24 protein-coding genes are annotated in these 23,799 nt (G+C 59.0%); 22 read left to right on the top strand and 2 right to left on the bottom strand.

What is annotated here, in order from left to right:
- Positions 1 to 4: 4 nt before the first annotated feature.
- The 22 genes from ACOYXE_RS14655 (at position 5) to ACOYXE_RS14550 (ending at position 21,022) form a co-directional block, all read left to right on the top strand.
- Entirely contained in the window at positions 5 to 1,396 is a 1,392-nt protein-coding gene (locus ACOYXE_RS14655; RefSeq protein WP_405122094.1) for a sigma-54-dependent transcriptional regulator, read from the top strand.
- 127 nt (positions 1,397 to 1,523) lie between these two features.
- Entirely contained in the window at positions 1,524 to 1,853 is a 330-nt protein-coding gene (fliE, locus tag ACOYXE_RS14650) for a flagellar hook-basal body complex protein FliE (protein ID WP_007920044.1), read from the top strand.
- 15 nt (positions 1,854 to 1,868) lie between these two features.
- Positions 1,869 to 3,656 (top strand): flagellar basal-body MS-ring/collar protein FliF, encoded by a 1,788-nt coding sequence (gene fliF / locus ACOYXE_RS14645; protein ID WP_460926192.1) that lies wholly within the window; start codon positions 1,869 to 1,871, stop codon positions 3,654 to 3,656.
- Positions 3,649 to 4,668: a flagellar motor switch protein FliG gene (gene fliG / locus ACOYXE_RS14640; protein ID WP_016984305.1), complete on the top strand. Its 1,020-nt coding sequence runs from the start codon at positions 3,649 to 3,651 to the stop codon at positions 4,666 to 4,668. The genes fliF and fliG overlap by 8 nt, the downstream gene beginning before the upstream one ends.
- Positions 4,669 to 4,672: 4 nt before the next feature.
- Complete coding sequence (gene fliH, locus ACOYXE_RS14635) at positions 4,673 to 5,479, top strand: flagellar assembly protein FliH (protein ID WP_160056784.1); 807 nt, start codon at positions 4,673 to 4,675, stop codon at positions 5,477 to 5,479.
- On the top strand, positions 5,469 to 6,827 hold the full coding sequence (gene fliI, locus ACOYXE_RS14630; RefSeq protein WP_160056786.1) for a flagellar protein export ATPase FliI: 1,359 nt from the start codon (positions 5,469 to 5,471) through the stop codon (positions 6,825 to 6,827). Before fliH ends, fliI begins: the two co-directional genes overlap by 11 nt.
- A 6-nt stretch (positions 6,828 to 6,833) precedes the next feature.
- Positions 6,834 to 7,286 (top strand): flagellar export protein FliJ, encoded by a 453-nt coding sequence (fliJ, locus tag ACOYXE_RS14625; protein WP_160056788.1) that lies wholly within the window; start codon positions 6,834 to 6,836, stop codon positions 7,284 to 7,286.
- Between the two features lie 159 nt (positions 7,287 to 7,445).
- Positions 7,446 to 7,751, top strand: coding sequence for an STAS domain-containing protein (locus ACOYXE_RS14620; protein WP_160056790.1), 306 nt, complete (start codon positions 7,446 to 7,448; stop codon positions 7,749 to 7,751).
- 5 nt (positions 7,752 to 7,756) lie between these two features.
- Positions 7,757 to 9,460, top strand: a complete 1,704-nt coding sequence (locus tag ACOYXE_RS14615; protein ID WP_460926191.1) for an ATP-binding SpoIIE family protein phosphatase — start codon at positions 7,757 to 7,759, stop codon at positions 9,458 to 9,460.
- A 31-nt stretch (positions 9,461 to 9,491) separates the two neighbouring features.
- On the top strand, positions 9,492 to 9,839 hold the full coding sequence (locus ACOYXE_RS14610; protein ID WP_160056794.1) for an Hpt domain-containing protein: 348 nt from the start codon (positions 9,492 to 9,494) through the stop codon (positions 9,837 to 9,839).
- Positions 9,840 to 9,944: 105 nt separating this feature from the next.
- Positions 9,945 to 11,312 carry a flagellar hook-length control protein FliK gene (locus ACOYXE_RS14605; RefSeq protein WP_460926190.1) on the top strand — a complete coding sequence of 456 codons (1,368 nt, stop codon included), beginning with the start codon at positions 9,945 to 9,947 and terminating at the stop codon, positions 11,310 to 11,312.
- A gap of 334 nt (positions 11,313 to 11,646) precedes the next feature.
- Positions 11,647 to 12,150: a flagellar basal body-associated protein FliL gene (gene fliL, locus ACOYXE_RS14600; RefSeq protein ID WP_007920033.1), complete on the top strand. Its 504-nt coding sequence runs from the start codon at positions 11,647 to 11,649 to the stop codon at positions 12,148 to 12,150.
- Between the two features lie 9 nt (positions 12,151 to 12,159).
- The gene (gene fliM / locus ACOYXE_RS14595; protein ID WP_007920032.1) at positions 12,160 to 13,128 is read left to right on the top strand and encodes a flagellar motor switch protein FliM; all 969 of its coding nucleotides are present in this window, start codon (positions 12,160 to 12,162) and stop codon (positions 13,126 to 13,128) included.
- A 56-nt stretch (positions 13,129 to 13,184) separates the two neighbouring features.
- The gene (gene fliN / locus ACOYXE_RS14590) at positions 13,185 to 13,634 is read left to right on the top strand and encodes a flagellar motor switch protein FliN (protein ID WP_007920031.1); all 450 of its coding nucleotides are present in this window, start codon (positions 13,185 to 13,187) and stop codon (positions 13,632 to 13,634) included.
- The gene (gene fliO, locus ACOYXE_RS14585) at positions 13,635 to 14,087 is read left to right on the top strand and encodes a flagellar biosynthetic protein FliO (RefSeq protein ID WP_160056798.1); all 453 of its coding nucleotides are present in this window, start codon (positions 13,635 to 13,637) and stop codon (positions 14,085 to 14,087) included.
- Positions 14,087 to 14,845 (top strand): flagellar type III secretion system pore protein FliP, encoded by a 759-nt coding sequence (gene fliP / locus ACOYXE_RS14580; RefSeq protein ID WP_064121002.1) that lies wholly within the window; start codon positions 14,087 to 14,089, stop codon positions 14,843 to 14,845. The genes fliO and fliP overlap by 1 nt, the downstream gene beginning before the upstream one ends.
- Positions 14,842 to 15,111 carry a flagellar biosynthesis protein FliQ gene (gene fliQ, locus ACOYXE_RS14575; protein ID WP_007920026.1) on the top strand — a complete coding sequence of 90 codons (270 nt, stop codon included), beginning with the start codon at positions 14,842 to 14,844 and terminating at the stop codon, positions 15,109 to 15,111. The genes fliP and fliQ overlap by 4 nt, the downstream gene beginning before the upstream one ends.
- Before the next feature lie 3 nt (positions 15,112 to 15,114).
- Positions 15,115 to 15,900, top strand: a complete 786-nt coding sequence (gene fliR, locus ACOYXE_RS14570; protein ID WP_038363857.1) for a flagellar biosynthetic protein FliR — start codon at positions 15,115 to 15,117, stop codon at positions 15,898 to 15,900.
- 3 nt (positions 15,901 to 15,903) lie between these two features.
- Positions 15,904 to 17,043: a flagellar biosynthesis protein FlhB gene (gene flhB, locus ACOYXE_RS14565; protein ID WP_405122088.1), complete on the top strand. Its 1,140-nt coding sequence runs from the start codon at positions 15,904 to 15,906 to the stop codon at positions 17,041 to 17,043.
- Positions 17,044 to 17,183: 140 nt separating this feature from the next.
- Positions 17,184 to 17,420, top strand: coding sequence for a hypothetical protein (locus ACOYXE_RS14560; RefSeq protein ID WP_405122087.1), 237 nt, complete (start codon positions 17,184 to 17,186; stop codon positions 17,418 to 17,420).
- 472 nt (positions 17,421 to 17,892) lie between these two features.
- The gene (locus ACOYXE_RS14555) at positions 17,893 to 18,639 is read left to right on the top strand and encodes a hypothetical protein (RefSeq protein ID WP_460929757.1); all 747 of its coding nucleotides are present in this window, start codon (positions 17,893 to 17,895) and stop codon (positions 18,637 to 18,639) included.
- Complete coding sequence (locus tag ACOYXE_RS14550; RefSeq protein ID WP_460929755.1) at positions 18,596 to 21,022, top strand: Ig-like domain-containing protein; 2,427 nt, start codon at positions 18,596 to 18,598, stop codon at positions 21,020 to 21,022. Before ACOYXE_RS14555 ends, ACOYXE_RS14550 begins: the two co-directional genes overlap by 44 nt.
- A gap of 177 nt (positions 21,023 to 21,199) precedes the next feature.
- Here ACOYXE_RS14550 and ACOYXE_RS14545 read toward each other — a convergent pair whose 3' ends face one another.
- Both ACOYXE_RS14545 and ACOYXE_RS14540 read right to left on the bottom strand, forming a co-directional pair.
- Entirely contained in the window at positions 21,200 to 21,559 is a 360-nt protein-coding gene (locus ACOYXE_RS14545) for a DUF6124 family protein (RefSeq protein ID WP_405122085.1), read from the bottom strand.
- Positions 21,560 to 22,014: 455 nt separating this feature from the next.
- Positions 22,015 to 23,721: an Ig-like domain-containing protein gene (locus ACOYXE_RS14540; RefSeq protein WP_405122084.1), complete on the bottom strand. Its 1,707-nt coding sequence runs from the start codon at positions 23,719 to 23,721 to the stop codon at positions 22,015 to 22,017.
- Positions 23,722 to 23,799: the final 78 nt, after the last annotated feature.

Here is a 23,799-nt window from a genome sequence, read left to right as displayed (position 1 = left end):
AGACATGGGCATCAAGGTTTTGCTGGTCGAAGATGACCGTTCGTTGCGCGAAGCGCTGGCCGACACGCTGTTGCTGGCCGGCCACGATTATCACTCGGTCGGTTGCGCTGAAGACGCGCTGACGGCAGTAGCGCGCGAAGCGTTCAGTCTGGTAGTCAGTGACGTCAACATGCCCGGCATGGATGGTCATCAATTGCTTGCCCTGCTGCGTGCCCGCCAGCCGCAATTACCGGTGCTGCTGATGACGGCGCACGGTGCGGTCGAGCGCGCGGTCGATGCGATGCGTCAGGGGGCGGCGGACTATCTGGTCAAACCGTTCGAGCCCAAGGCTTTGCTGGATCTGGTGGCGCGGCATGCGCTGGGCAATATTGGCGTGAGCGACATTGAAGGCCCTATCGCCGTCGAGCCGGCCAGTGCGCAACTTCTCGAATTGGCCGCACGAGTGGCGCGCAGCGATTCCACGGTGCTGATCTCCGGCGAATCCGGTACGGGTAAAGAAGTGCTGGCGCGCTACATTCATCAGCAATCCCATCGCGCCAGCCAGCCGTTCATTGCGATCAACTGTGCGGCGATCCCTGACAACATGCTCGAGGCGACGCTGTTCGGTCACGAGAAGGGTTCGTTCACCGGTGCCATCGCCGCGCAGGCCGGCAAATTCGAACAGGCGGACGGCGGCACATTACTGCTCGACGAAATCTCCGAAATGCCCCTTGGCCTGCAAGCCAAACTGCTACGCGTGTTGCAGGAGCGCGAAGTCGAGCGTGTCGGTGCGCGTAAGCCGATTGCCCTGGATATTCGCGTGGTCGCCACCACTAACCGCGACTTGGCGGGCGAAGTGGCGGCGGGGCGTTTCCGTGAAGACCTTTATTACCGTTTGTCGGTTTTCCCTCTCGCGTGGCGTCCACTTCGCGAGCGCACTGCCGATATCCTGCCGCTGGCCGAAAGGTTGCTGGCCAAACACGTCAATAAAATGAAGCACGCCGCAGCGAAACTTTCGCCTGACGCACAAGCCTGCCTGATCGCGTACCCGTGGCCGGGTAATGTGCGTGAACTGGATAATGCCATTCAGCGAGCGCTGATCCTGCAGCAGGGCGGTTTGATTCAGCCACAGGATTTCTGTCTGGCAGGTCCCGTGACGTACACCGCGGTGCCCGTCGCCGCGCCGGTGTCTGCGGTGATCCGCGAGGTGGAAATCGATGCGGATTCCGCCGGTGCACTGGGTGATGACCTGCGCCGCCGGGAGTTTCAGATGATCATCGACACCCTGCGCGCCGAGCGTGGACGACGCAAGGAAGCCGCAGAAAAGCTCGGTATCAGCCCGCGTACCCTGCGCTACAAACTGGCGCAAATGCGCGATGCCGGGATGGACGTCGAAGGTTATCTGTTCGCCACCTGAGTCGTGATGAAAAAGTTGAAAACGCTTTTCTGAAAGGGGTGCCCATGAGCTGGCACCCTTGTTGCTAATACCTGTGTACCCGCCGAGTGAGTGTCAAAAAATTGCGGGCCGCCCAAGAGAGTAGACCATGAGCCAAGGTATTGAATTTAATCGGTTGATGACAGACATGAAGGCCATGAAACTGGATGCCATGTCTGCGCCGAAATCGACGACCGCTGTCCCTGAGCTGGGAGGCAGCAGCTTTTCCGACATGCTCGGTCAGGCGATCAATAAGGTCAGCGATACCCAGACCGCGTCGACTCAGTTGGCCAATGCCTTTGAAGTGGGCAAGAGCGGCGTCGATCTGACGGACGTGATGATCGCTTCGCAAAAAGCCAGTGTGTCGTTCCAGGCTCTGACCCAGGTGCGCAACAAGCTGGTTCAGGCTTATCAAGACATCATGCAGATGCCGGTTTAAGGACGAGATTGAGTCATGGCAGAAGCAGTCGCCGATAACGTTCCGGCCAAGGCCACCCCGATAGACGGCAAACCGCCGCTGTTCGGCCTGTCCTTCCTGGAAAACCTCTCCGAGATGACCATGCTGCGTCAGGTGGGCCTGTTGGTCGGCCTGGCTGCGAGCGTGGCGATTGGCTTTGCCGTGGTGCTGTGGTCGCAGCAGCCGGATTACCGTCCGTTGTACGGCAGCCTTGCCGGCATGGACGCCAAGCAGGTCATGGAAACCCTGGCCGCCGCCGACATTCCTTACAACGTCGAACCGAACTCCGGCGCCTTGCTGGTCAAGGCCGACGACCTGTCCCGTGCGCGGATGAAACTCGCGGCTGCTGGTGTCACTCCCAGCGACGGCAATATCGGTTTCGAAATCCTCGACAAGGAACAGGGGCTGGGCACCAGCCAGTTCATGGAAGCGACGCGTTATCGTCGCGGCCTCGAAGGTGAACTGGCGCGGACCATTTCCAGCCTGAACAACGTCAAGGGTGCCCGCGTGCACCTGGCGATTCCGAAAAGCTCGGTGTTCGTCCGTGACGAGCGCAAGCCAAGCGCTTCGGTGCTGATCGAGTTGTACTCCGGTCGTTCGCTGGAGCCGGGTCAGGTGATTGCGATCATCAACCTGGTGGCGACTTCTGTTCCCGAGTTGAGCAAATCGCAGATCACCGTCGTCGACCAGAAGGGCAACCTGCTCTCTGATCAGGCGGAAAACTCCGAAATGACCATGGCCGGCAAGCAGTTCGATTACAGCCGCCGCATGGAAAGCATGCTCACCCAGCGCGTGCACAACATTCTGCAACCGGTATTGGGCAACGATCGCTATAAGGCGGAAGTTTCGGCTGACATCGATTTCAACGCTGTCGAGTCGACGGCCGAGCAGTTCAACCCGGATCAACCGGCGTTGCGCAGCGAGCAGTCGGTCAACGAACAACGCACCGCCAGCAATGGCCCGCAAGGTGTGCCGGGTGCCCTGAGCAACCAGCCGCCGTCGCCAGCCTCGGCGCCGCAAACCACCGGTGGTGCCGCAGCGCCAGCCGCGATGGTGCAGCCAGGTCAGCCGTTGGTTGACGCCAACGGTCAGCAGATCATGGACCCGGCCACCGGCCAGCCGATGCTCGCGCCGTACCCGGCAGACAAGCGTCAACAATCGACCAAGAACTTCGAGCTCGACCGTTCCATCAGCCACACCAAACAGCAGCAGGGTCGCCTGAATCGTCTGTCGGTGTCGGTTGTTGTCGACGATCAGGTCAAGGTCAACGCGGCCAACGGCGAAACCAGCCGTGCGCCGTGGAGCGCCGACGAATTGGCGCGCTTCACTCGTCTGGTCCAGGATGCCGTCGGTTTCGACGCCAGCCGTGGCGACAGCGTCAGCGTGATCAACATGCCGTTCTCCGCCGAGCGCGGCGAAGTGATTGCCGATATTCCGTTCTACTCCCAGCCATGGTTCTGGGACATCGTCAAACAAGTGCTGGGTGTGTTGTTTATCCTGGTGCTGGTGTTTGGTGTGCTGCGTCCGGTGCTCAACAACATCACCGGCGGCGGCAAAGGCAAGGAGCTGGCCGGTCTGGGCAGCGACGTGGAACTCGGCGGGATGGGCGGCCTGGATGGCGAACTTTCCAATGATCGCGTGAGCCTCGGTGGTCCGCAGAGCATTCTGTTGCCGAGCCCGAGTGAGGGTTATGACGCGCAACTGAATGCAATCAAGAGTCTGGTGGCCGAGGATCCGGGTCGCGTGGCTCAGGTCGTGAAAGAGTGGATTAACGCAGATGAGTGATAACCGAGCCGCAACCTTAAAACTGACCAAGGTCGACAAAGCCGCGATTCTGCTGCTGTCCCTGGGTTCGACCGATGCCGCGCAAGTGCTGCGCCACATGGGCCCGAAAGAGGTTCAGCGGGTCGGCGTGGCCATGGCGCAGATGGGCAACGTCCATCGCGAGCAGGTCGAGCAGGTCATGAGCGAGTTCGTCGACATCGTCGGCGACCAGACCAGCCTCGGCGTCGGTTCCGACGACTACGTGCGCAAAATGCTCACCCAGGCATTGGGCGAAGACAAGGCCAACGGCCTGATCGACCGCATCCTGCTCGGTGGCAACACCAGTGGCCTCGACAGCCTGAAATGGATGGAGCCGCGCGCCGTTGCCGACGTGATCCGTTACGAACACCCGCAGATTCAGGCGATCGTGGTCGCGTACCTCGACCCGGATCAGGCCGGTGAAGTGCTGGGCAACTTCGACCACAAGGTGCGTCTGGACATCATCCTGCGCGTCTCGTCGTTGAACACCGTACAGCCAGCAGCATTGAAAGAGCTCAACCAGATTCTCGAGAAGCAGTTCTCCGGCAACTCGAATGCCTCGCGCACCACCCTGGGTGGCATCAAGCGTGCGGCGGACATCATGAACTTCCTCGACAGCTCGATCGAAGGCCAGCTCATGGACTCGATCCGCGAAGTCGACGAAGACCTGTCCGGTCAGATCGAAGACCTCATGTTCGTGTTCAACAACCTCGCCGATGTCGACGACCGTGGCATTCAGGCGTTGCTGCGCGAAGTGTCTTCCGACGTGCTGGTGCTGGCCCTCAAGGGTTCCGACGAAGGCGTCAAAGAGAAGATCTTCAAGAACATGTCCAAACGTGCTGCCGAACTGTTGCGCGACGACCTCGAGGCCAAAGGCCCGGTACGCGTCAGCGACGTCGAAACCGCACAGAAAGAAATCCTCACCATTGCCCGTCGTATGGCCGAAGCCGGCGAAATCGTCCTCGGTGGCAAAGGTGGCGAGGAAATGATCTAAGCCCATGGACAAGCACGACGACGATGTGACGGATCTGATCCGTGCCCGCGATGTCCGTGGTTTCGAATCCTGGGCCATGCCCAGCTTCGATCCGCCGAAGCCGGAACCCGAGCCTGAGCCGGAACCCGAACCGCCGGAAATGGAAGAAGTGCCGCTGGAAGAAGTCCAGCCACTGACCCTGGAAGAACTCGAAAGCATCCGTCAGGAGGCTTACAACGAGGGCTTCGGCATCGGCGAAAAGGAAGGTTTTCACAGTGCCACGCTCAAGGTCCGTCAGGAAGCTGAAGTGGCGTTGGCGGCAAAACTTGCCAGCCTTGAGCAGTTGATGGCGAACCTCTTTGAACCCATCGCTGAGCAAGACACGCAGATCGAAAAGTCGCTGGTCGACCTCGTGCAACACATCACCAAACAGGTGATCAAGCGCGAACTGGCCATCGATTCCAGCCAGATCGAACACGTCATGCGTGATGCCCTCAAGCTGTTGCCGCTGGGCGTCGATAACGTGCGTCTGTACGTCAATCCGCAGGACTTCGAGCAGGCCAAGGCCTTGCGCGAACGTCATGAGGAAAACTGGCGCATCGTCGAAGATGAATCGCTGCTGCCGGGTGGCTGCCGGGTTGAAACCGAGCACAGCCGCATTGATGCGAGCATTGAAACCCGCGTTACTCAGGTCATGGCCAAACTGTTCGATCAGTTGCACGAGCAGGCTTTGCACCCTGCTGAAGCGGATCTGACTCTGGACATTCCAGAAGACGTAAAACCGGCGGCCTCGCCTGAAGAGCCGCTCGCGGACGAACCCGATGCGCCTTGAACGCACCAGTTTCGCCAAGCGCCTGAGCACTTACGCTGAGGCCACCGAGATTGCCGGTGCGCCGATTCTTGAAGGCCGCCTGCTGCGCATGGTCGGCCTCACCCTCGAAGCCGAAGGCCTGCGCGCGGCCATGGGCACGCGCTGCCTGGTGATCAATGACGATAGCTATCACCCTTCCCAGGTGGAAGCCGAAGTCATGGGTTTTTCCGGCAGCAAAGTCTTTCTGATGCCGGTCGGCAGTGTCGCCGGCATCGCCCCTGGCGCTCGCGTGGTGCCACTGGCTGATACCGGTCGTTTGCCGATGGGCATGAGCATGCTCGGTCGCGTCCTCGACGGTGCGGGCCGTGCGCTGGATGGCAAGGGCGGCATGAAAGCCGAAGACTGGGTGCCGATGGACGGCCCGACGATCAACCCGCTCAACCGTGACCCGATCAGCGTGCCGCTGGATGTCGGTATCCGTTGCATCAACGGTTTGCTGACGGTCGGTCGCGGCCAGCGTCTCGGTCTGTTCGCCGGTACCGGTGTCGGTAAGTCCGTGCTGTTGGGCATGATGACCCGCTTCACCGAGGCCGACATCATCGTCGTCGGCCTGATCGGCGAGCGGGGTCGAGAAGTTAAGGAATTCATCGAGCACAGTCTCGGTGAAGAGGGCCTCAAGCGTTCCGTGGTGGTTGCCTCGCCAGCGGACGATGCGCCGTTGATGCGTCTGCGCGCTGCGATGTATTGCACGCGCATCGCCGAATATTTCCGCGACAAGGGCAAGAACGTCCTGTTGCTGATGGATTCGCTGACCCGTTTCGCTCAGGCGCAGCGGGAAATCGCTTTGGCCATCGGCGAACCGCCCGCGACCAAGGGTTATCCGCCATCGGTGTTCGCCAAATTGCCGAAACTGGTCGAGCGCGCCGGTAATGCGGAGAAGGGCGGCGGTTCGATTACCGCGTTCTACACCGTGCTGTCAGAGGGCGATGACCAGCAGGACCCGATTGCCGACTCGGCACGAGGCGTACTCGACGGGCACATCGTGCTGTCCCGGCGTCTGGCCGAGGAAGGTCACTATCCGGCCATCGACATCGAAGCGTCGATCAGCCGGGTGATGCCAGCGGTGGTTTCGCCAGAGCACATGCAGCGCGCGCAGTACTTCAAGCAGTTGTGGTCGCGTTATCAGCAGAGTCGCGATCTGATCAGCGTTGGCGCCTACGTTGCCGGCGGCGATCGCGAGACCGATCTGGCGATCTCCCTGCAACCACAATTGGTTCGCTACCAGCGTCAAGGGCTGAACGACAAAATCAACATGGGCGAAAGCCAGGCTTACCTCGCAACCCTGTTTGCCCCAGCGGCGGGCGGCTAACCGGCCATGGCTGCCGTCAGTCGAGCCGCGCGTCTGGCGCCGGTGGTGGACATGGCCGAACAGGCCGAGAAAGCCGCCGTTCAACGCCTGGGCTATTTTCAGGGTCAGGTAAAAGTTGCGGAAAGCAAACTGGCTGACCTCAATGCCTTTCGTCTGGATTATTCCGAGCAATGGATCGTGCGCGGCGCCACCGGCGTGAGCGGGCAATGGTTACTGGGCTTTCAGGGCTTTCTGGCGCAGCTCGACACTGCTGTTGATCAGCAGCGGCAGAGCCTGGTCTGGCACCAGAACAAACTCGACAAGGCGCGTGAGGAATGGCAACAGGCGTTTGCCAAGGTCGAAGGTCTGCGCAAACTGGTGCAGCGTTATCGCGAAGAGGCGCAACGCCTCGAAGACAAGCGCGAGCAGAAGCTGCTCGACGAGTTGTCGCAGCGCTTGCCCCGCCAGAATCCCTTTTAAAACAAGATCAAAAGATCGCAGCCTTCGGCAGTTCCTACAGGGGGATCAGTGTAGGAGCTGCCGAAGGCTGCGATCTTTTGATCTGGCTTCTAACCTTGCTGCAACTCTGTGCAGGTGCTAAACCTTGTACAGGTTCGTCAATGACAAGGAAGCCAGTCAATGTCAGTCGTTACAGAAGTCTCTCCAGATGGTCAAAAACTGACGATCTCGGTCAAGGGGCGATTCGATTTCGGTCGCCATCAGGAATTTCGTGAGTCCTACGAGCATCTTGCCAAGAAGCCCGACTCCATCGTGGTTGATCTGAAAGAGGCCACCTATCTCGATAGCTCCGCATTGGGCATGCTGCTCCTGCTGAGGGATCACGCCGGTGGCGATAACTCGGATGTGCGGGTGGTGAACAGCAGCTCCGACGTGCGCAAGATCCTCGCCATCTCCAATTTCGACAAACTCTTCGACATCAGTTGACGGCCATGCTGGCGCAAGAGCCGCTGATTATCCTGATCGCCGAAGACAGTGCCGCCGACCGCCTGCTGCTCTCGACCATCGTTCGCCGCCAGGGCCATGAAGTCCTGACGGCGGCCAACGGTGCCGAAGCGGTCGATCTGTTTCGCCGGCAGCAACCCGATCTGGTGCTGATGGACGCGATGATGCCGGTCATGGATGGCTTCGAAGCGGCGCGGCAGATCAAGGCGTTGGCGGGCGAGATGCTAGTGCCGATCATCTTTCTCACCTCGCTGACCGAAAGCGAAGCGCTGGCCCGTTGTCTGGAGGCTGGCGGCGACGACTTTCTGGCGAAGCCCTACAACCAGGTGATTCTCGCCGCCAAAATCAAGGCGATGGATCGCTTGCGCCGTTTGCAGGCGACTGTCTTGCAACAGCGCGACCTGATCGCCAAACACCATGATTACCTGCTCAACGAACAGCGCGTGGCCAAAGCGGTGTTCGATAAGGTCGCCCATTCCGGTTGCCTGAGTGCGTCGAACATCCGCTACCTGCAATCACCTTATGCGCTGTTCAACGGTGACCTGCTGCTGGCGGCCTACACGCCGGCCGGTGACATGCATGTGCTGCTCGGCGATTTCACCGGTCACGGGCTGCCGGCAGCAGTGGGTGCCATGCCGCTCGCCGAAGTCTTCTACGGCATGACCGCCAAGGGCTACGGCCTCGCTGAAACCCTGCGCGAAATGAACGCCAAACTCAAACGCATCCTGCCGGTGGACATGTTCTGCTGCGCCACGCTGCTGTGTCTGAGTTTTCAGCGGCGTTCGGTCGAAGTGTGGAACGGCGGCATGCCTGACGGCTATCTGCATCGGATTGTCAGCGGTGAGCGTGTGCCGCTGGCGGCGCGGCACTTGCCGTTGGGCGTACTGAGCGCGCAGGCGTTCGATGATCGTACTGAAGTGCATCCGATGGGCGCTGGTGATAGGGTCTTTCTGTTGTCGGACGGGGTGATCGACACCAGTGATGCCAGTGATCAACTGTTCGGTGTCGAGCGTTTACAGCAAGTGTTCGCCGCCAATCGCGAGCCTGACCGATTGTTCGAGGACATCGAACAGGCGCTGCGGGATTTTCGCGGCGAGGCGCGCGACGACGTCAGCATGGTCGAGGTCAGCCTGCTGGAGCCGGCGCAGGTCAAACCGTCGGCGCCGTTGTACTCCGACAGCGGCCAGTCGTGCCCGCTCGACTGGTCGGTGAGCTTCGAATTCCGTGGCGCGACGCTAAAGCGTTTCAATCCGTTGCCGTACCTGTTGCAGTTGCTGCTTGAGGTGCATGGGCTGCGGGCGCAGAGTGGCGCTTTATACAGTGTGCTCGCCGAGTTGTATTCCAACGCGCTGGAGCACGGCGTGCTGGGGCTGGACTCCAGTCTCAAGCGCGATGCGGCGGGTTTTGCTCAGTATTATCAGCAGCGCAATGATCGGCTGGAGGCGCTGCAGGACGGTTTCGTGCGCGTGCATTTGCAGGTGCAGCCACGGGGCGAGGGCGGTTGTCTGGTGATTTGCGTGGAAGACAGCGGCAAGGGTTTTGATGTGGCGCGGGTCATGGAGCGGCCGCTGGACGGTGTCCGTTTGTCGGGGCGTGGCGTCAGTCTGGTCAGACAATTGGGGCTTAACGCCAGTTGGTCGGACGAAGGTCGTAGTGCTCGCGTGGAGTTTTGCTGGGAGGTTGAGGCATAATCCGCGCAATTCTTGATCAAGGAGTGAGCAAGTGACTGACATACATGTAGATCGCGAAGTGCTCGACACCTTGCGCGACGTTATGGAAGACAGCTATCCGGATTTGCTGGACACCTTTCTGAGTGATTCGAAAATTCGCCTGGAGCAATTGCAAGAGACTGCAGATGCCAAGGAACTGTCGGAAGTTGCCCATAGCTTCAAGGGCAGCGCAAGCAATATGGGTGCGGTTCGACTGGCGACGCTTTGCCAGGAGCTGGAATCAAACGCCAAAGACAAAAGTCCCGCCGAGATCGTAAGGCTGGTCGCTGATATCAGCGTCGAATTCGCTGAGGTTCGCTCTGTTTACGAAGACGAGCGACAGCACGCCACCACTCACTGACCTCACCGTCCGGCGCTTTTCACAAGCGTCGGGCAAAACTGGCCCAGCACTTGCAGCTATCTCCCCTAACTGTACCTACGATCCCAGTGCAGCGGAGACCGTTTCATGCCTGCGACCCCCAACATCCTTCTTCAGAATGCCGCTCAGGCCAAGGCCCAAGCCGCCTCGGCCAAATCGTCGGCTATGGCCGTAGATACCGGGGATAAAGCCTCAAGCTTCGCGAAAGTGTTCGCCGATCAGGGATCGAGCAAGCCGGTTGCCAGCGCTGACAACTCGCCCAAGTCGTCGCGTGACAAGGTCGCTGACAACAGCGGTAAAAAGGAAGTCGGCAAGGATCAGTCTGCCGCTGCGCAACCGGCGGTTGCCGATAGCGGCAACGACTTGCCTGCCGATAAAACGGCGGCAACCGATGACACCACCGCCAGCAGCGACGACAGCACGGACACTCCTCAGGCTCCAGTAGTGGATGCTGCGCCGGTCGACCCGACGCTCGATCCGGCATTGGCCACCGCTGTGCAGCCTGTGGTGACGGCGCCTGTGGTGCCGGCCCCGGCTGTAACCTCTGCGCAGCCTGAAACCGAAAACCCTGCGCTCGCCGCGTTGCCGGGTACGGTCAAAGATCCGGCACCGACCACCGACAGCGATTTCGATCCTGCGGCCGACCCCCTCGACTCGATGCCGGCCGTGCGTATGGCGATGGAGCAGGGCGGGCACATTTCCGCTGCCAGCCAGGCACAACCGAAGGCTTCGCCGGCTCAGGCACAGGCCGACGGCGAATTGACTGCGGCGCAGAACTTCGCTGCTGGCATGGCCAGCATGCTCGACGTACAAGCCGACAAGGACAGCACCAGCCAGGGCGGCGAAAAAGCCTTCAGCGGTTTGATCGACGATGGCCTCAAAGACCTCAAAACCGCCACCAGCGATACCCGCGTGGATGACTTCGCCAACCGTCTGGCGGCATTGACGCAGGCCGCCACGCCGAAGACCGCGAACGCCGTGCCGGTGAACCAGCCAATCGCCATGCACCAGAGCGGCTGGACCGAAGAAGTGGTCAACCGCGTCATGTATCTGTCGAGCGCCAATCTGAAAGCGGCGGACATTCAGTTGCAGCCGGCCGAACTGGGGCGCCTGGACATCCGCGTCAACATGGTCCCGGATCAGCAGACCCAAGTGACGTTCATGAGTGCGCATCCGAGCGTGCGTGAAGCACTCGACGGACAGATGCATCGTTTGCGCGAGATGTTCAACCAGCAGGGCATGGGCCAGGTCGACGTCAATGTCTCCGACCAGAGCCGTGGCTGGCAGGGGCAGCAAGGTCAGGAGCAGGCACAGCAGGGCCAGAGTGGTCGCACCAGCGCTGCCGGTGGTCGCCTCGATTCGGCGGATGAAGAGTTGGCGCCTGCCACCATTGCTGACGCCGCTGCTCAAACCACTAGCGTGATCGGCACCAGCGCGGTCGACTATTACGCCTGATCAAAATCAAGAGCCCCTCACCCTAGCCCTCTCCCGGAGGGAGAGGGGACTGATCGGGGGATATTGGAGATTTACACCGACTTGAAATAGCGTCTGTGAATCCATGATCGCCAAGACTTGATGGATGACTCCCTAATCGACTCGGTCTTTCAGGTCGACGTATCACGACAAAGCAACTCGGTCGGCTCCCTCTCCCTCCGGGAGAGGGCTGGGGTGAGGGTGCCTTTGACTTTGACTTTAGCGTTGTCTCCACTACTACCGACACTTCTGGCATAACACTTGCTCTTGCCTTGCCGTGCGACTGTGAAAACCCGAATAGTGACGGATTATTGGCATGGCGAAGAGCGAAACCGCAGCAGTGAAAGACCCCGCAACCAAAGGCAAACTCAAGCTGATCATTGTGATCGTGCTGGCGTTGCTGTTGGCCATTGGTGCATCCGTGGGGGCGACCTGGTTCTTCATGCACAGTGCCCAGAGCAAGCCTGCCGAGGCCGCTGATGCAGCGCCCGTCGGCAAGCAGCCAGCGATCTTCGAACCGATGGCGCCGGCCTTTGTCGCCAACTACAACCAGAACGGCCGTCAGCGCTACATGCAGGTGAGCATCACCATGCTGGCGCGTAATCAGGCCGATCTGGAAGCGCTCAAAGTGCACATGCCGGTAATCCGCAACAACCTGGTGATGCTCTTCTCCGGTCAGGATTTCGCCACCTTGGCGACCCCGGTCGGGCAGGAGATGTTGCGCCAGAAGGCCACCGCCAGCGTCCAGGAAGTGGCGCAGAAAGAGCTGGGCAAAGTGGTGATCGAACAGTTGCTTTTCACTAATTTCGTACTGCAGTAGGAACACGACATGGCCGTGCAGGATCTGCTGTCCCAGGATGAAATCGACGCGCTGTTGCATGGCGTCGACGATGGTCTGGTACAGACCGATAACGCTGCCGAACCCGGCAGTGTCAAAAGCTACGACCTGACCAGTCAGGATCGCATCGTCCGTGGACGCATGCCGACTCTGGAAATGATCAACGAGCGTTTTGCCCGCTACACCCGCATCAGCATGTTCAACATGCTGCGCCGCTCGGCGGACGTTGCCGTCGGTGGCGTGCAGGTGATGAAGTTCGGCGAATACGTGCACTCGCTGTACGTACCGACCAGCCTCAACCTGGTCAAGATCAAACCGTTGCGCGGCACCGCGCTGTTCATCCTTGACGCCAAACTGGTGTTCAAACTGGTGGACAACTTCTTCGGCGGCGACGGCCGTCACGCCAAGATCGAAGGGCGTGAATTCACCCCGACCGAACTGCGCGTAGTGCGCATGGTGCTGGAACAGGCCTTCGTCGATTTGAAAGAAGCCTGGCAGGCGATCATGGAAGTCAATTTCGAGTACATCAACTCGGAAGTGAACCCGGCCATGGCCAACATCGTCGGCCCGAGCGAAGCGATTGTGGTCTCCACCTTCCACATCGAGCTCGATGGCGGTGGCGGCGACCTGCACGTGACCATGCCGTACTCGATGATCGAGCCGGTGCGCGAAATGCTCGACGCCGGCTTCCAGTCCGACCTCGACGATCAGGACGAGCGCTGGGTCAACGCCCTGCGCCAGGACGTGCTCGACGTTGACGTGCCGATCGGTGCCACCGTCGCGCGTCGCCAGTTGAAATTGCGCGACATCCTGCACATGCAGCCGGGGGATGTGATCCCGGTCGAAATGCCGGACGAAATGATCATGCGCGCCAACGGCGTGCCGGCCTTCAAGGTCAAGATGGGCTCGCACAAAGGCAACCTCGCGTTGCAGGTGATCGAGCCGATCGAGCGTCGCTGAAGCGGCGCTCCAACCCCCAAGCATTTAACTGAATTTTTGCCCGCCGAGGACAAATGATGAACGACGATATGAACGCCCAGGACGACCAGGCACTGGCTGACGAATGGGCTGCTGCCCTGGAAGAAACCGGTGATGGTCAGGCTGACATCGACGCCCTGCTGGCCGCCGACGCAGCCAGCGGCTCGCGTCTGCCGATGGAAGAGTTCGGCAGCGTGCCGAAGAACAACGATCCGGTGACCCTCGACGGCCCGAACCTGGACGTGATCCTCGACATCCCGGTATCGATCTCGATGGAAGTGGGCAGCACCGACATCAACATCCGCAACCTGCTGCAACTCAACCAGGGTTCGGTTATCGAGCTTGATCGTCTGGCCGGTGAGCCGTTGGACGTGCTGGTCAACGGCACCCTGATTGCGCACGGTGAAGTGGTGGTGGTCAACGAGAAGTTCGGCATCCGCCTGACTGACGTGATCAGCCCAAGCGAACGCATCAAGAAGCTGCGCTGAGTGAAACGGTTTCTCTGGGCTCTGTTGGCATTGCCGCTGAGCGTGCTGGCCGCCGAACCGTCGACCGCCACCACGGTGCCTGCCGCGACCGCGCCGATGGTCAGCAGCGGCGTGGCCGGGCAACTGACGCAACTGGTGTTCGGCCTGTTGCTGGTGCTGGGGGTGATCTTCTTCCTCGCCTGGCTGCTGCGCCGTGTGCAGCAGGCAGGTCCGGCCGGCAAGGGGCAGGTGATCGAGCTGATCGGTTCGCGCGCGCTCGGTCCGCGTGACCGTTTGCTGCTGGTGCAGGTTGGCAGCGAGCAGATTCTGCTCGGCTTGAGCCCGGGCACCATCACCGCGCTGCATGTGCTCAAGGAACCGGTCGACGTGCCTGTAACCCGTGAAAAAGCGACTCCGGAATTTGCTCAGCATCTGCTGAAGATTCTCGGCAAGGATCAGAAGGATACGAAGTAATGGGTGCGCTACGCATCGTCTTGACGCTGGCCCTGTTGCTGGCCGCGCCACTGGCGTTCGCCGCCGATCCGTTGTCGATCCCGGCGATCACGCTGGGCACCAACGCCGACGGCGCGCAGGAGTATTCGGTCAGTCTGCAGATCCTGCTGATCATGACCGCCCTGAGCTTCATTCCGGCGGCCGTGATCCTGATGACCAGTTTCACCCGGATCATCATTGTCTTCTCGATCCTGCGTCAGGCCCTCGGCCTGCAACAGACGCCGTCGAACCAGATCCTCACCGGCATGGCGCTGTTCCTCACCATGTTCATCATGGCCCCGGTGTTCGACCGGGTGAACAACGATGCGCTGCAACCGTATCTGGCGGAAAAACTTACCGCCCAGCAAGCGGTAGAAAAAGCCCAGGTACCGATCAAGGACTTCATGCTCGCCCAGACCCGCACCAGTGATCTGGAGCTGTTCATGCGCCTGTCCAAGCGCACCGACATCGCCACCCCGGATCAGGCGCCGCTGACCATTCTGGTGCCGGCGTTCGTCACCTCCGAGCTGAAAACCGCGTTCCAGATCGGTTTCATGATCTTCATTCCGTTCCTGATCATCGACCTCGTCGTGGCCAGTGTGCTGATGGCGATGGGTATGATGATGCTCTCGCCGCTGATCATCTCGCTGCCGTTCAAGATCATGCTGTTCGTGCTGGTCGATGGCTGGGCGCTGATCATCGGCACCCTGGCCAGCAGTTTTGGAGGTGTCTCGCCATGACGCCGGAAGTTGCGGTCGATATCTTTCGTGAAGCCCTTTGGCTGACCACATTGATGGTCGCGATTCTGGTGGTGCCGAGTCTGCTGGTCGGCCTGCTGGTGGCGATGTTTCAGGCTGCCACACAGATCAACGAACAGACCTTGAGCTTCCTGCCGCGTCTGCTGGTGATGCTGGTCACGTTGATCGTCGCCGGTCCGTGGATCGTGCAGACGTTCATGGAATACATCATTCAGTTGTACAAAAACATCCCGATGGTCATCGGCTAAGCCATGCAATCGCTGCTTCAGCTGACCGACACCCAGATCAGTACCTGGGTGGCCTCGTTCATGTTGCCGCTGTTTCGCGTGGCGTCGATGTTGATGGTCATGCCGGTGTTTGGCACCACCCTGGTGTCACGCCGGATACGCCTGTATTTCGCCGTGGCGATCACCGTGTGCATTGCCCCGAGCCTGCCGCCGATGCCAGCGGTAAGTCCGTTGGACCTCAGTGGCTTGATGTTGATTGCCGAACAGATTCTGGTCGGTGCCGTGCTCGGGTTTTCCCTGCAGCTGTTCTTCCAGGCGTTTGCCGTGGCCGGGCAGATTGTCGCGATCCAGATGGGCATGGGTTTCGCCTCAATGGTCGATCCGGCCAACGGTGTCTCGGTGGCGGTGATCGGGCAGTTCTTCACCATGCTGGTGACGTTGCTGTTCCTGTCGATGAACGGCCACCTGGTGGTCTTCGAAGTGCTCACCGAAAGCTTCACCACGCTACCGGTCGGCAGCGGTCTGATGACCGCGCATTACTGGGAGCTGGCCGGCAAACTTGGCTGGGTCCTTGGCGCCGCGTTGTTGCTGGTGTTGCCGGCGGTGACGGCGTTGCTGGTGGTCAACATCGCGTTTGGCGTGATGACCCGCGCCGCGCCACAGCTGAACATTTTCTCCATCGGTTTTCCGCTGACCCTGGTGCTCGGCCTGTTTATCGTCTGGGTCGGCCTGGCGGATATTCTCAATCAGTACCAGCCGCTGGCCACTGAAGCCTTGCAGCTGCTACGCGAACTGGCACGGGCGCGCTGAATCATGGCAGAGAGCGAAAGCGGTCAGGACAAAACAGAAGACCCCACGGAGAAACGTAAAAAGGACTCCCGTGAGAAGGGTGAGATTGCCCGTTCCAAAGAGCTCAACACCCTCGCCGTGATGATGGCCGGTGCCGGCGCGCTGCTGGTGTTCGGCGGCATGCTGGCCGAAGACCTGATGGAGCTGATGCGCCTGAACTTCACGCTGTCGCGTGAGGTGATCATGGATCAGGGTTCCATGGGCGCATTTTTGTTGAAGTCGGGTCAGATGGCGCTGGTGGCCATCCAGCCGTTCATGATCACGCTATTGCTGGCCGCATTGATCGGGCCGATTTCCCTGGGGGGCTGGTTGTTTGCGGCCGGCTCCATGGCGCCCAAGTTCAGCCGGATGAACCCGGCGGCAGGCTTGAAGCGAATGTTTTCGTTCAAGGCTGTGGTCGAACTGCTCAAGGCGCTGGCCAAGTTTCTGGTCACCTTGGGGGTGGCGTTGGTGGTGCTGATGTCGGATGTCGATGACTTGATGCGGATCGCTCACGAGCCGCTTGAGATGGCGATCATTCACAGCGTGACGCTGGTCGGCTGGAGCACTTTGTGGCTGGCCTGCGGCCTGATCATCATCGCCGCCGTCGACGTGCCGGTGCAGCTCTGGGAAGCGCACAAAAAACTGCTGATGACCAAGCAGGAAGTGCGCGACGAGCACAAGGATCAGGAGGGGCGCCCAGAAGTCAAACAGCGCATCCGCCAGACCCAGCGCGAGATGTCCCAGCGGCGGATGATGGCGGCGATTCCCGACGCCGACGTGGTCATCACCAACCCGACCCACTACGCCGTCGCGCTCAAGTACGACTCGGAGAAGGGCGGCGCCCCGGTACTGCTGGCCAAGGGCAGCGACTTCATCGCGTTGAAAATCCGCGAAATCGCCGTGGCCAACAACGTCCTGCTCCTCGAGTCACCGGGGCTGGCGCGTTCGATCTACTACTCCACCGAACTCGAGCAGGAAATTCCCGGCGGGTTGTATCTGGCGGTTGCTCAGGTCTTGGCCTACGTCTACCAGATCCGCCAGTACCGCGCCGGCAAAGGCAAACGCCCGGATCCGCTCAAGGACGATTTGCCGATTCCGCCGGATCTGCGCCGCGATTCCTGACGTTGTTGTGCAGCCATTGGTCTGAGACTCCCCATTACTGTCAACTCTGACAGGTGCGCTTCCCGTGATTTTGCAGTTTGATGCAAGGTGGCGCCGCGAACCTGGCGCGGTCAGGCGAGCGAGTGCAAGGGAGCAAGACAATGAAAGGTATTTTCAGCAGCTACGATGAAAAAACCGGAAGAGGCACCATCACGCCGAAGCCCTCGGGACGATGTATTTCCTTTGCTGAGGCCACCGGTTTTTTTCTGACCGCCAAAGAATACCGATTCAGCATTCCATTGGCCGATGCCCGGCAGGCGAACGTCAAAGTGGGGGGCGAGGTCGAGTTCGAACTGCCCCGGAACAAGAACGGAAAAGTGAAAAATCTCCGGTATTGACCAACACATCGTCTGCGTCGTTAGATCCGCCGAAACGAAAAACCGCCATCTCGATACAGCGCGGTGGCGGTTTTTTTGCCTGAAGTGTGTGTTGGCCTTGAAACCGCTTCGCGAGCAGGCTCGCTCCCACAGGTTCAGCGTGTAACCACAGGGTTGCGATCAACACCGATCTCCTGTAGGAGTGAGCCTGCTCGCGATGAGGTTTTATCAGTCGCGGCATTCGGACCAGGCCCACTGCTATTGCGAGCAGGCTCACTTTTGCATTGCGCGTGTTGGTCAATGAATCCGTCCCCTTTTCTTTTGACCGATGCCCAGGGGCAAACGTCAAAGTTTCCTCCCGCTTCGTCAGTGCCGTTCGTCTGAAACCCGTGCGCACCTGTTAGTTCTGACAGTGGTTGAATATTTGCGTCAAGTGTCCAATGACCTCTGCAGATCCCTGGCAAACCGCTACGGATTTTTCAGGAGCAGGGCGATGATTGGTTTGATGGTGATGCCGATTGAGGAAGTTATCGACGATACGCAACATGACGTCGTCCATTTCGATTCAAGCGGAGGACTGGGACTTTTTTCCCTCTATCCGCCCAATATTCCCGGGCAGTTTACTGATATCGTTTTTCCACCGGCGCTAGTCGGGGTTAACCGCCCCATGCTTTTTACCACTACCAAGGGGTTGCGTGTGCTGGTGCAGGCCTATCTGAATATGGCCGGAGACGACACGATTCGTCTGTACCGTGATAAAACCCTGGTCGCTACGGTGGTATTGCCTGCCGATCACAATAATCTTGACGTCCTGATGCACATTCCCGTGGACAAAGTGCTGCCTGGCGTGCACACCCTGCGCTACGAAATTACGCGCAAAAGCGGTCAGCCGCCTGAAGGGGCGCAAGTTGAGGTCTGGTTCAAGATCGATCCTCCGGGCGGCATCGATCCCGAGCCGGATATGCCCGGCCATCAGCGTCTCAAACCGGCCAAGTTGCCGTTCAAGGACGGTGATGTCATTGATAAGAAAATCGCCGCCGAGGGCTTCACGGCAATCGTTGCGCCATGGCCTTTCATGACCTCGGGTGACACGTTGATGTTCCATTTTCACGGCATCCTTGTCAGCCCGCATACGGTTCAGGAAAGCGAAGTCGGAAAGGAAATCAGTGTTTTCGTATCCCCGAAGAACATCGAGGATGCAGGCCCGAGCCGATCCGGCGGTAATGGTCTACCAGATTAAAGATCAGGTGGAAAACGTCAGCGATTTTTCTGAGCGCGCGACGGTCATCAGCGATCCGGAGAATGTCTGGCTTGGTCCGGTAGTCGTCCCTCTTGCCAATGAAGATAAGGTCAGTCTTGATGAGGTTGGATTCGATGATCTGGAGGCTCAGATCATTACGCGCCCGGGCTTTGCGCTGAAAGAGAAATTACTGTTTCGATGGGCGGCTACGACACAAAGCGGTGAAGTGGTCGAGCACAGTGAAGAACAATCGATTACTCGTCTCGGCATTCAGCCTTTTAAAGTGCCTAATCCCATTGTGATTGCCAGCGCGCCCGGGCAGGTGCAAGTGGATTATCTGCGCACCAAAGCAGATGGCACACAGGACCGCTCCCAGGTCTACATCTTCGAGTTGCAAGGAAAAACGTTGCGACTACCCGCTCCGCAGATACCGGATCTGGTCGGCGGTACCCTCGATCCTGCGCTGAGCCGGACCACGGTGTTGTGCGGTCCTGATGAGCGGATCAAAAAGGGCTTCAGAGTCACACTGACATGGATGGGCACCAGTGCTTCCGGGCGTCCGCACCTGTACCAGACTTACCGCGACGTCAGTGACCGGTTGGTTGGCCAGGCCATCGCCTTTAGCGTGACCGCTAAAGATATCGCGCCATTGATCAAAGGGTCGGTCCGGGTTTCGTATGAGGTCAGTCATGCCACGTTGAATCCTGCGCTGGTTTCTGAGGTGATGAATGCGCGCATAGGGGAGCTTGATCCTGCACTACCAGCGCCAAAAATCGTTGGCGTCATTGACGACGTGCTCAATCCGGCGCATGTGCCGTATGGCACGGATATCCAGATTGCGGCGGCCGCCTACACGCTTTTGGGCGATGTAGTGCATGTGGAAGGCCGGGGGGACGCGGGCGGGGTGGTCTTTCGGGACAGATTGCCGATTGATCAGACACGTGTCGGCAAGGATCTGGAGTTCTGGCTGGACGGCGAGGCGATCGAATCCTATCGGGAGCAGTTTTTCAATCTGCTTTGGTGGATCGAGCGGCCGGACGAACTGCCGCAATCATCCGCACTGCTCGAGTTGTATATCGGAGACCCGACGCTGGCGTTGCAGCCGCCAACGGTTCGCCGCGCTCCGGATGGCGTGCTTGACCCGTTGGAAAACCATGAAGGCGTCAGAGCGCGTATACAGATAGCCAGTCCACGCCCGGGTGATCAGGTTCGGCCGCTGGTTAAAGGCGCGCCAGAAGAAGGTTCGCCGACGTTTGAACCGCAACCGTTGAATGCAGACAATTTTGCCGTGTTTTGGCTGTTGCCGTCATTCATTGCGCAGAATCTTGGAGAACAGGTTGAGCTGCGCTCTGAATTGATCAGAAATGGCAAGGCTATACAGTCCAAGCCTCTGATATTGAAGGTCAAAACAATCAGCGACATGGATCCCGCCCTGACCCGTCCGCAAATTGTAGAAGCGGGCGCTGTGCCGCTTATCGATCTGCGAATCATCAAGACTGACCTCACGTGCGTGGTCAAGCCACCGCTGCCGATTGCTGTGGCCGGGCAGCGGGTCTGGCTCACTGTCACCAGCGAGGGGGTTGCGCCGTTATCGTTGCGCGCCGGCACCCCGTTGACGGCTGAAGAAATCACTCAAGGCATCAGCGCCAAGGCTGACCGTAGCTGGTTCTATGCGCTCAAGGATCTGTCTCCCTGTGAGTTGATCTGCAAGATAGCGCTGCGCAGCACGGACACCGAGGACTCTGCGCTGAAGCTTCCAGTGGCGCGGTACACGGTGAAGGTCACGGAGGCGCTGGCAATCAATACTGCCAACATGCTGCTCAATGGTGTGAAAGTGGTGGGGGGCGCGGCGTACGGATTACGCGAGCGAGAAGTTGTCAATAATGTGCAGGTGCGCGTGCCAACGGGCGGTCGAACGCCTTATACCTATCAATGGGCCAATGCGGGCGTAGCGACGGTTGACGCCGATGGCAAGGTTGCCGGTAGGCATAACGGATCGACCACCATCACCGTGACGGATGCCGATCAGCAAAAGGTTTCGTATTTGGTGCAAGTGACGAATGTTTATCGGCTTGGAATGAGCGAGGCGTTCATGACGGCAGCCGAGGCGCATTCCTGGCTTAGCCAATCCGGAGCCACCCGTATTTACAACGATAACCGGCCGCTCGGCGCGGGCCACCTACAGGCGAATTTCGTCGACTTGACTCCCCTGTTCGGTGCAAGAGGGCCATATTATGGCCGTTTTTTCGCTATTAACCTTTCCTTTGCCACTCCCTACGTCGTCTATTACGAACTGTTGGATAACGGAGTTCTGGCGGGCGCAAGCTTACCAGTCGCGGGCAACGCGGTCCGTAAACGGTGGATGGCTTATCACTTGACCTGACGTACAGAGACTTGTCAGGCGCCGGGAGAGTTTTCCCGTGCGCCTCTATATTTTGATCGTTCCTACGCGTAGCAAAGGAATGCCTCAACGGATGCGCCGCGTTCGGCTCTGGAAGGGACGCAGAGCGTCCCGGGCTGCATTCCCACGCAGAGCGTGGGAACGATCATGGGGGCGCGGCTACTGCGGCAACTCCAGATTATCCATAACCCGATTCACCGCCAGCTCGCCGAGCATGATCAATTGCGCAATCCCCAGTAGCGTTCTGCGTTGCGAGGCGGGTATGAGGTTGGCAAAGTCATGGGCGATGGTTCTGGCTGAGGCGAGTGTTTCGCTGGCATCGGCCAGCAGTTCCTCGTTTTTGAAGTCAGCGGTGACGGCGTACATCCGGCGGGTTTTGCGTGGCGGTGGGGGGGAGCCGGGCGGGCAGAGGTAGTGATCGAGGGCGCGGTCGGCGGCGTCGTGGAGCTTGTTGGAATCGAGGGATTCGTAGGGGGACGTAGGGTCGGTTTCGGGTGGGTTGGGTGTTGGTTTGATCATGGTGAAGCTCCTTTGAAGTGGAGCCGCTACACCCTGTCGCTAAACAGGTGGGTGGCGGCTGTACGCAGGTTAGCGAACCGGTCAAAGGCACCCGGCAGACCCGAAGGTCTCCCGCATACAGCCACCATGACGAAATCGCGAAAATACAGATCCGCAACGAAGCCTGGAACGCCGATGCACCTTTGACTTGAGTTCGAGTCGCTAAACCCGATCGCTGATTCGTCAGCGACCGACCCACAATAGAACCCGACCCCAAAGCGCACAAGCCGGCGGATTCTGGCTTGGCTGTAGGCAATGGCGCAAGGATTTGTAGCCTTGCGGAAATGTCATTACACACAATTCAACGAGATCTTAAAGTTGAGCCTAAAAAGACAACAAACCCGCGGCCATTTTCATGGGGGCGCGGGCTTTCAGGATTGCGAAGTTGTGCAGACATTTATTCCGACAAGTTTCAACTAGTCGGTGTTGCTTGAAGGTCCGATCATTTCTGCGGCTTCTAGGTGCTCCTCGTTACTGCTCATCGCTCCCAATGCACCTGCATAGTTAAATAAAAAGAACAATCCATGATGGGGATCAGCTGTCTGGTCCAGCCATTCAAAATTTCGGGTATAGGTATTGTAAACCTCAGCCCTGGCTCCATTGGCGTTGCCGGTCCAGGCCCTGTCCAGGTGAGGGGCCGTTGGACCTGCACTCCATACGAACCAAGGTTGCGAGAAGCAACGCTGAATGACCGCAAGGATTTGCGGCGTTAAATGCACGTCTCCTCTTTGCGCCAATGCTTGAAGGTGTCTCTGGTAAGTCCAGCCTAAGCCTCCACCTACGAACACGGAGTAGATATTCGAGACTTTGACTGAGTAGCTGACCTGCGCAGCCTGTTGATCGGTGATGGTGATGGTTGCCCCACCGTTGCCCATTCCTGTTACCTTGCCGCCGGCGTCAACTGCCGCGACGGCTGGATTCGAGGACCTGTATGTATAGGGCGCAATACCCCCGGCAGCCTCGCGGATCTTAGTGTTACCAATGGCATCAACACCGTTGAGGTTTGGACAGTAACCACTTCTTACCATCACGCCATCCAGCTCCATCAGCGTCGTGTCGACTGAAAGTTGCTGGGGACTCACCGTCAGCAATCGCACGTTGGAATAAACCGAGGTCGGGTGGTACAGCGATTTAGCATACAAGCGGTGACCGCCGACTGTGACGGTGATGGTGTGCTGCCATGACCTGTCAATTGGACTGGCGGTCACTTTGCCTTTGGACTCTGCGCTCGGGCCCCTACCGTCGAAAATTTCGATCTCCTTCCCTTCGCTGGCTGTGCCCTTGAGTATTAACGTGGTGCTGGTGGTGCTGGCACCCTCCGGCACTTCTTTATTGTTGGCGTCCAATACGTTGGTTAGCGTCGGGGCCGGCAATTTCTCTTTCAGACGAATGTTCACCGTCTCGTTCGGCGATTCGCCAAATTGTCCCAGTTGATCAGTTACCTCGAAATTGACGTTTATCTCGCCGTCAACAACGTTCTCAAAATCAGCTGTATACAGCGTCTTGCTCACTGGTGCCGAGGGATCCATAACGTCCACCGTGAACGTCGCGATGCCTAGCTTCAATATCACTTGATCGAAAGGTTCTTTGGTCGTGTAGCGCATTTCGAACGTGACACCGTTTTGTGCCAAGTCAGGGGTAATGCCATTGGCGATCACCTCGGAAGGAATAATCAGCTTGAAATTGGCATGGGGGGGCAGGTGGTACAGCACCGACGATATTTCCGATTTTTCTTTATTGCCGCTGAGCCGTTCAACAACGTAGTGCAGCTTGTTGATGCCGTTTACGAACTTGGATTTCGGGGCGTACAGCGCGACTCGTTTATTTTCCTCGCCGGGCTCGACAGTGTGACTGTCCACGGGCGTCGCCCCATCATTGATAAACAATGCGACTGAATTGTACTCGGCCAGTGCTGCCACGCCTCGATTTAGTAGTTCAGTCCACGGATCAACCACACACCGCACGCGTTCAGGTGTGCCGGTGAAGAGGCGTCTCGGAACGCCGCCGTGAGCAAGTCCGGACGGCCTCACCGGTGTCAACCAGCCGGGTATGAATACCGGGAACAACTTGAATACTTCAATCAGATCGTCGGATTGGATATCAATGGTCGAGTGAGTGTCCATGACGCGCTCCTGACCCGTGACAGGCCGGCATGTGGGTGAAGCGCTATCACACAATGGTTTGTGAATTTTGCCCACTGT

This window comes from Pseudomonas sp. MC6, assembly GCF_054790575.1.
This window is presented reverse-complemented; position numbering and strand designations above follow the sequence as displayed.

Coding starts and splice junctions, on each gene's coding strand:
- ACOYXE_RS14655 (WP_405122094.1), top strand. CDS start 5: ATGGGCATCAAGGTTTTGCTGGTCGAAGATGACCGTTCGTTGCGCGAA.
- fliE (WP_007920044.1), top strand. CDS start 1,524: ATGAGCCAAGGTATTGAATTTAATCGGTTGATGACAGACATGAAGGCC.
- fliF (WP_460926192.1), top strand. CDS start 1,869: ATGGCAGAAGCAGTCGCCGATAACGTTCCGGCCAAGGCCACCCCGATA.
- fliG (WP_016984305.1), top strand. CDS start 3,649: ATGAGTGATAACCGAGCCGCAACCTTAAAACTGACCAAGGTCGACAAA.
- fliH (WP_160056784.1), top strand. CDS start 4,673: ATGGACAAGCACGACGACGATGTGACGGATCTGATCCGTGCCCGCGAT.
- fliI (WP_160056786.1), top strand. CDS start 5,469: ATGCGCCTTGAACGCACCAGTTTCGCCAAGCGCCTGAGCACTTACGCT.
- fliJ (WP_160056788.1), top strand. CDS start 6,834: ATGGCTGCCGTCAGTCGAGCCGCGCGTCTGGCGCCGGTGGTGGACATG.
- ACOYXE_RS14620 (WP_160056790.1), top strand. CDS start 7,446: ATGTCAGTCGTTACAGAAGTCTCTCCAGATGGTCAAAAACTGACGATC.
- ACOYXE_RS14615 (WP_460926191.1), top strand. CDS start 7,757: ATGCTGGCGCAAGAGCCGCTGATTATCCTGATCGCCGAAGACAGTGCC.
- ACOYXE_RS14605 (WP_460926190.1), top strand. CDS start 9,945: ATGCCTGCGACCCCCAACATCCTTCTTCAGAATGCCGCTCAGGCCAAG.
- fliL (WP_007920033.1), top strand. CDS start 11,647: ATGGCGAAGAGCGAAACCGCAGCAGTGAAAGACCCCGCAACCAAAGGC.
- fliM (WP_007920032.1), top strand. CDS start 12,160: ATGGCCGTGCAGGATCTGCTGTCCCAGGATGAAATCGACGCGCTGTTG.
- fliN (WP_007920031.1), top strand. CDS start 13,185: ATGAACGACGATATGAACGCCCAGGACGACCAGGCACTGGCTGACGAA.
- fliP (WP_064121002.1), top strand. CDS start 14,087: ATGGGTGCGCTACGCATCGTCTTGACGCTGGCCCTGTTGCTGGCCGCG.
- fliQ (WP_007920026.1), top strand. CDS start 14,842: ATGACGCCGGAAGTTGCGGTCGATATCTTTCGTGAAGCCCTTTGGCTG.
- fliR (WP_038363857.1), top strand. CDS start 15,115: ATGCAATCGCTGCTTCAGCTGACCGACACCCAGATCAGTACCTGGGTG.
- flhB (WP_405122088.1), top strand. CDS start 15,904: ATGGCAGAGAGCGAAAGCGGTCAGGACAAAACAGAAGACCCCACGGAG.
- ACOYXE_RS14560 (WP_405122087.1), top strand. CDS start 17,184: ATGAAAGGTATTTTCAGCAGCTACGATGAAAAAACCGGAAGAGGCACC.
- ACOYXE_RS14555 (WP_460929757.1), top strand. CDS start 17,893: ATGATTGGTTTGATGGTGATGCCGATTGAGGAAGTTATCGACGATACG.
- ACOYXE_RS14550 (WP_460929755.1), top strand. CDS start 18,596: ATGCAGGCCCGAGCCGATCCGGCGGTAATGGTCTACCAGATTAAAGAT.
- ACOYXE_RS14545 (WP_405122085.1), bottom strand. CDS start 21,559: ATGATCAAACCAACACCCAACCCACCCGAAACCGACCCTACGTCCCCC.
- ACOYXE_RS14540 (WP_405122084.1), bottom strand. CDS start 23,721: ATGGACACTCACTCGACCATTGATATCCAATCCGACGATCTGATTGAA.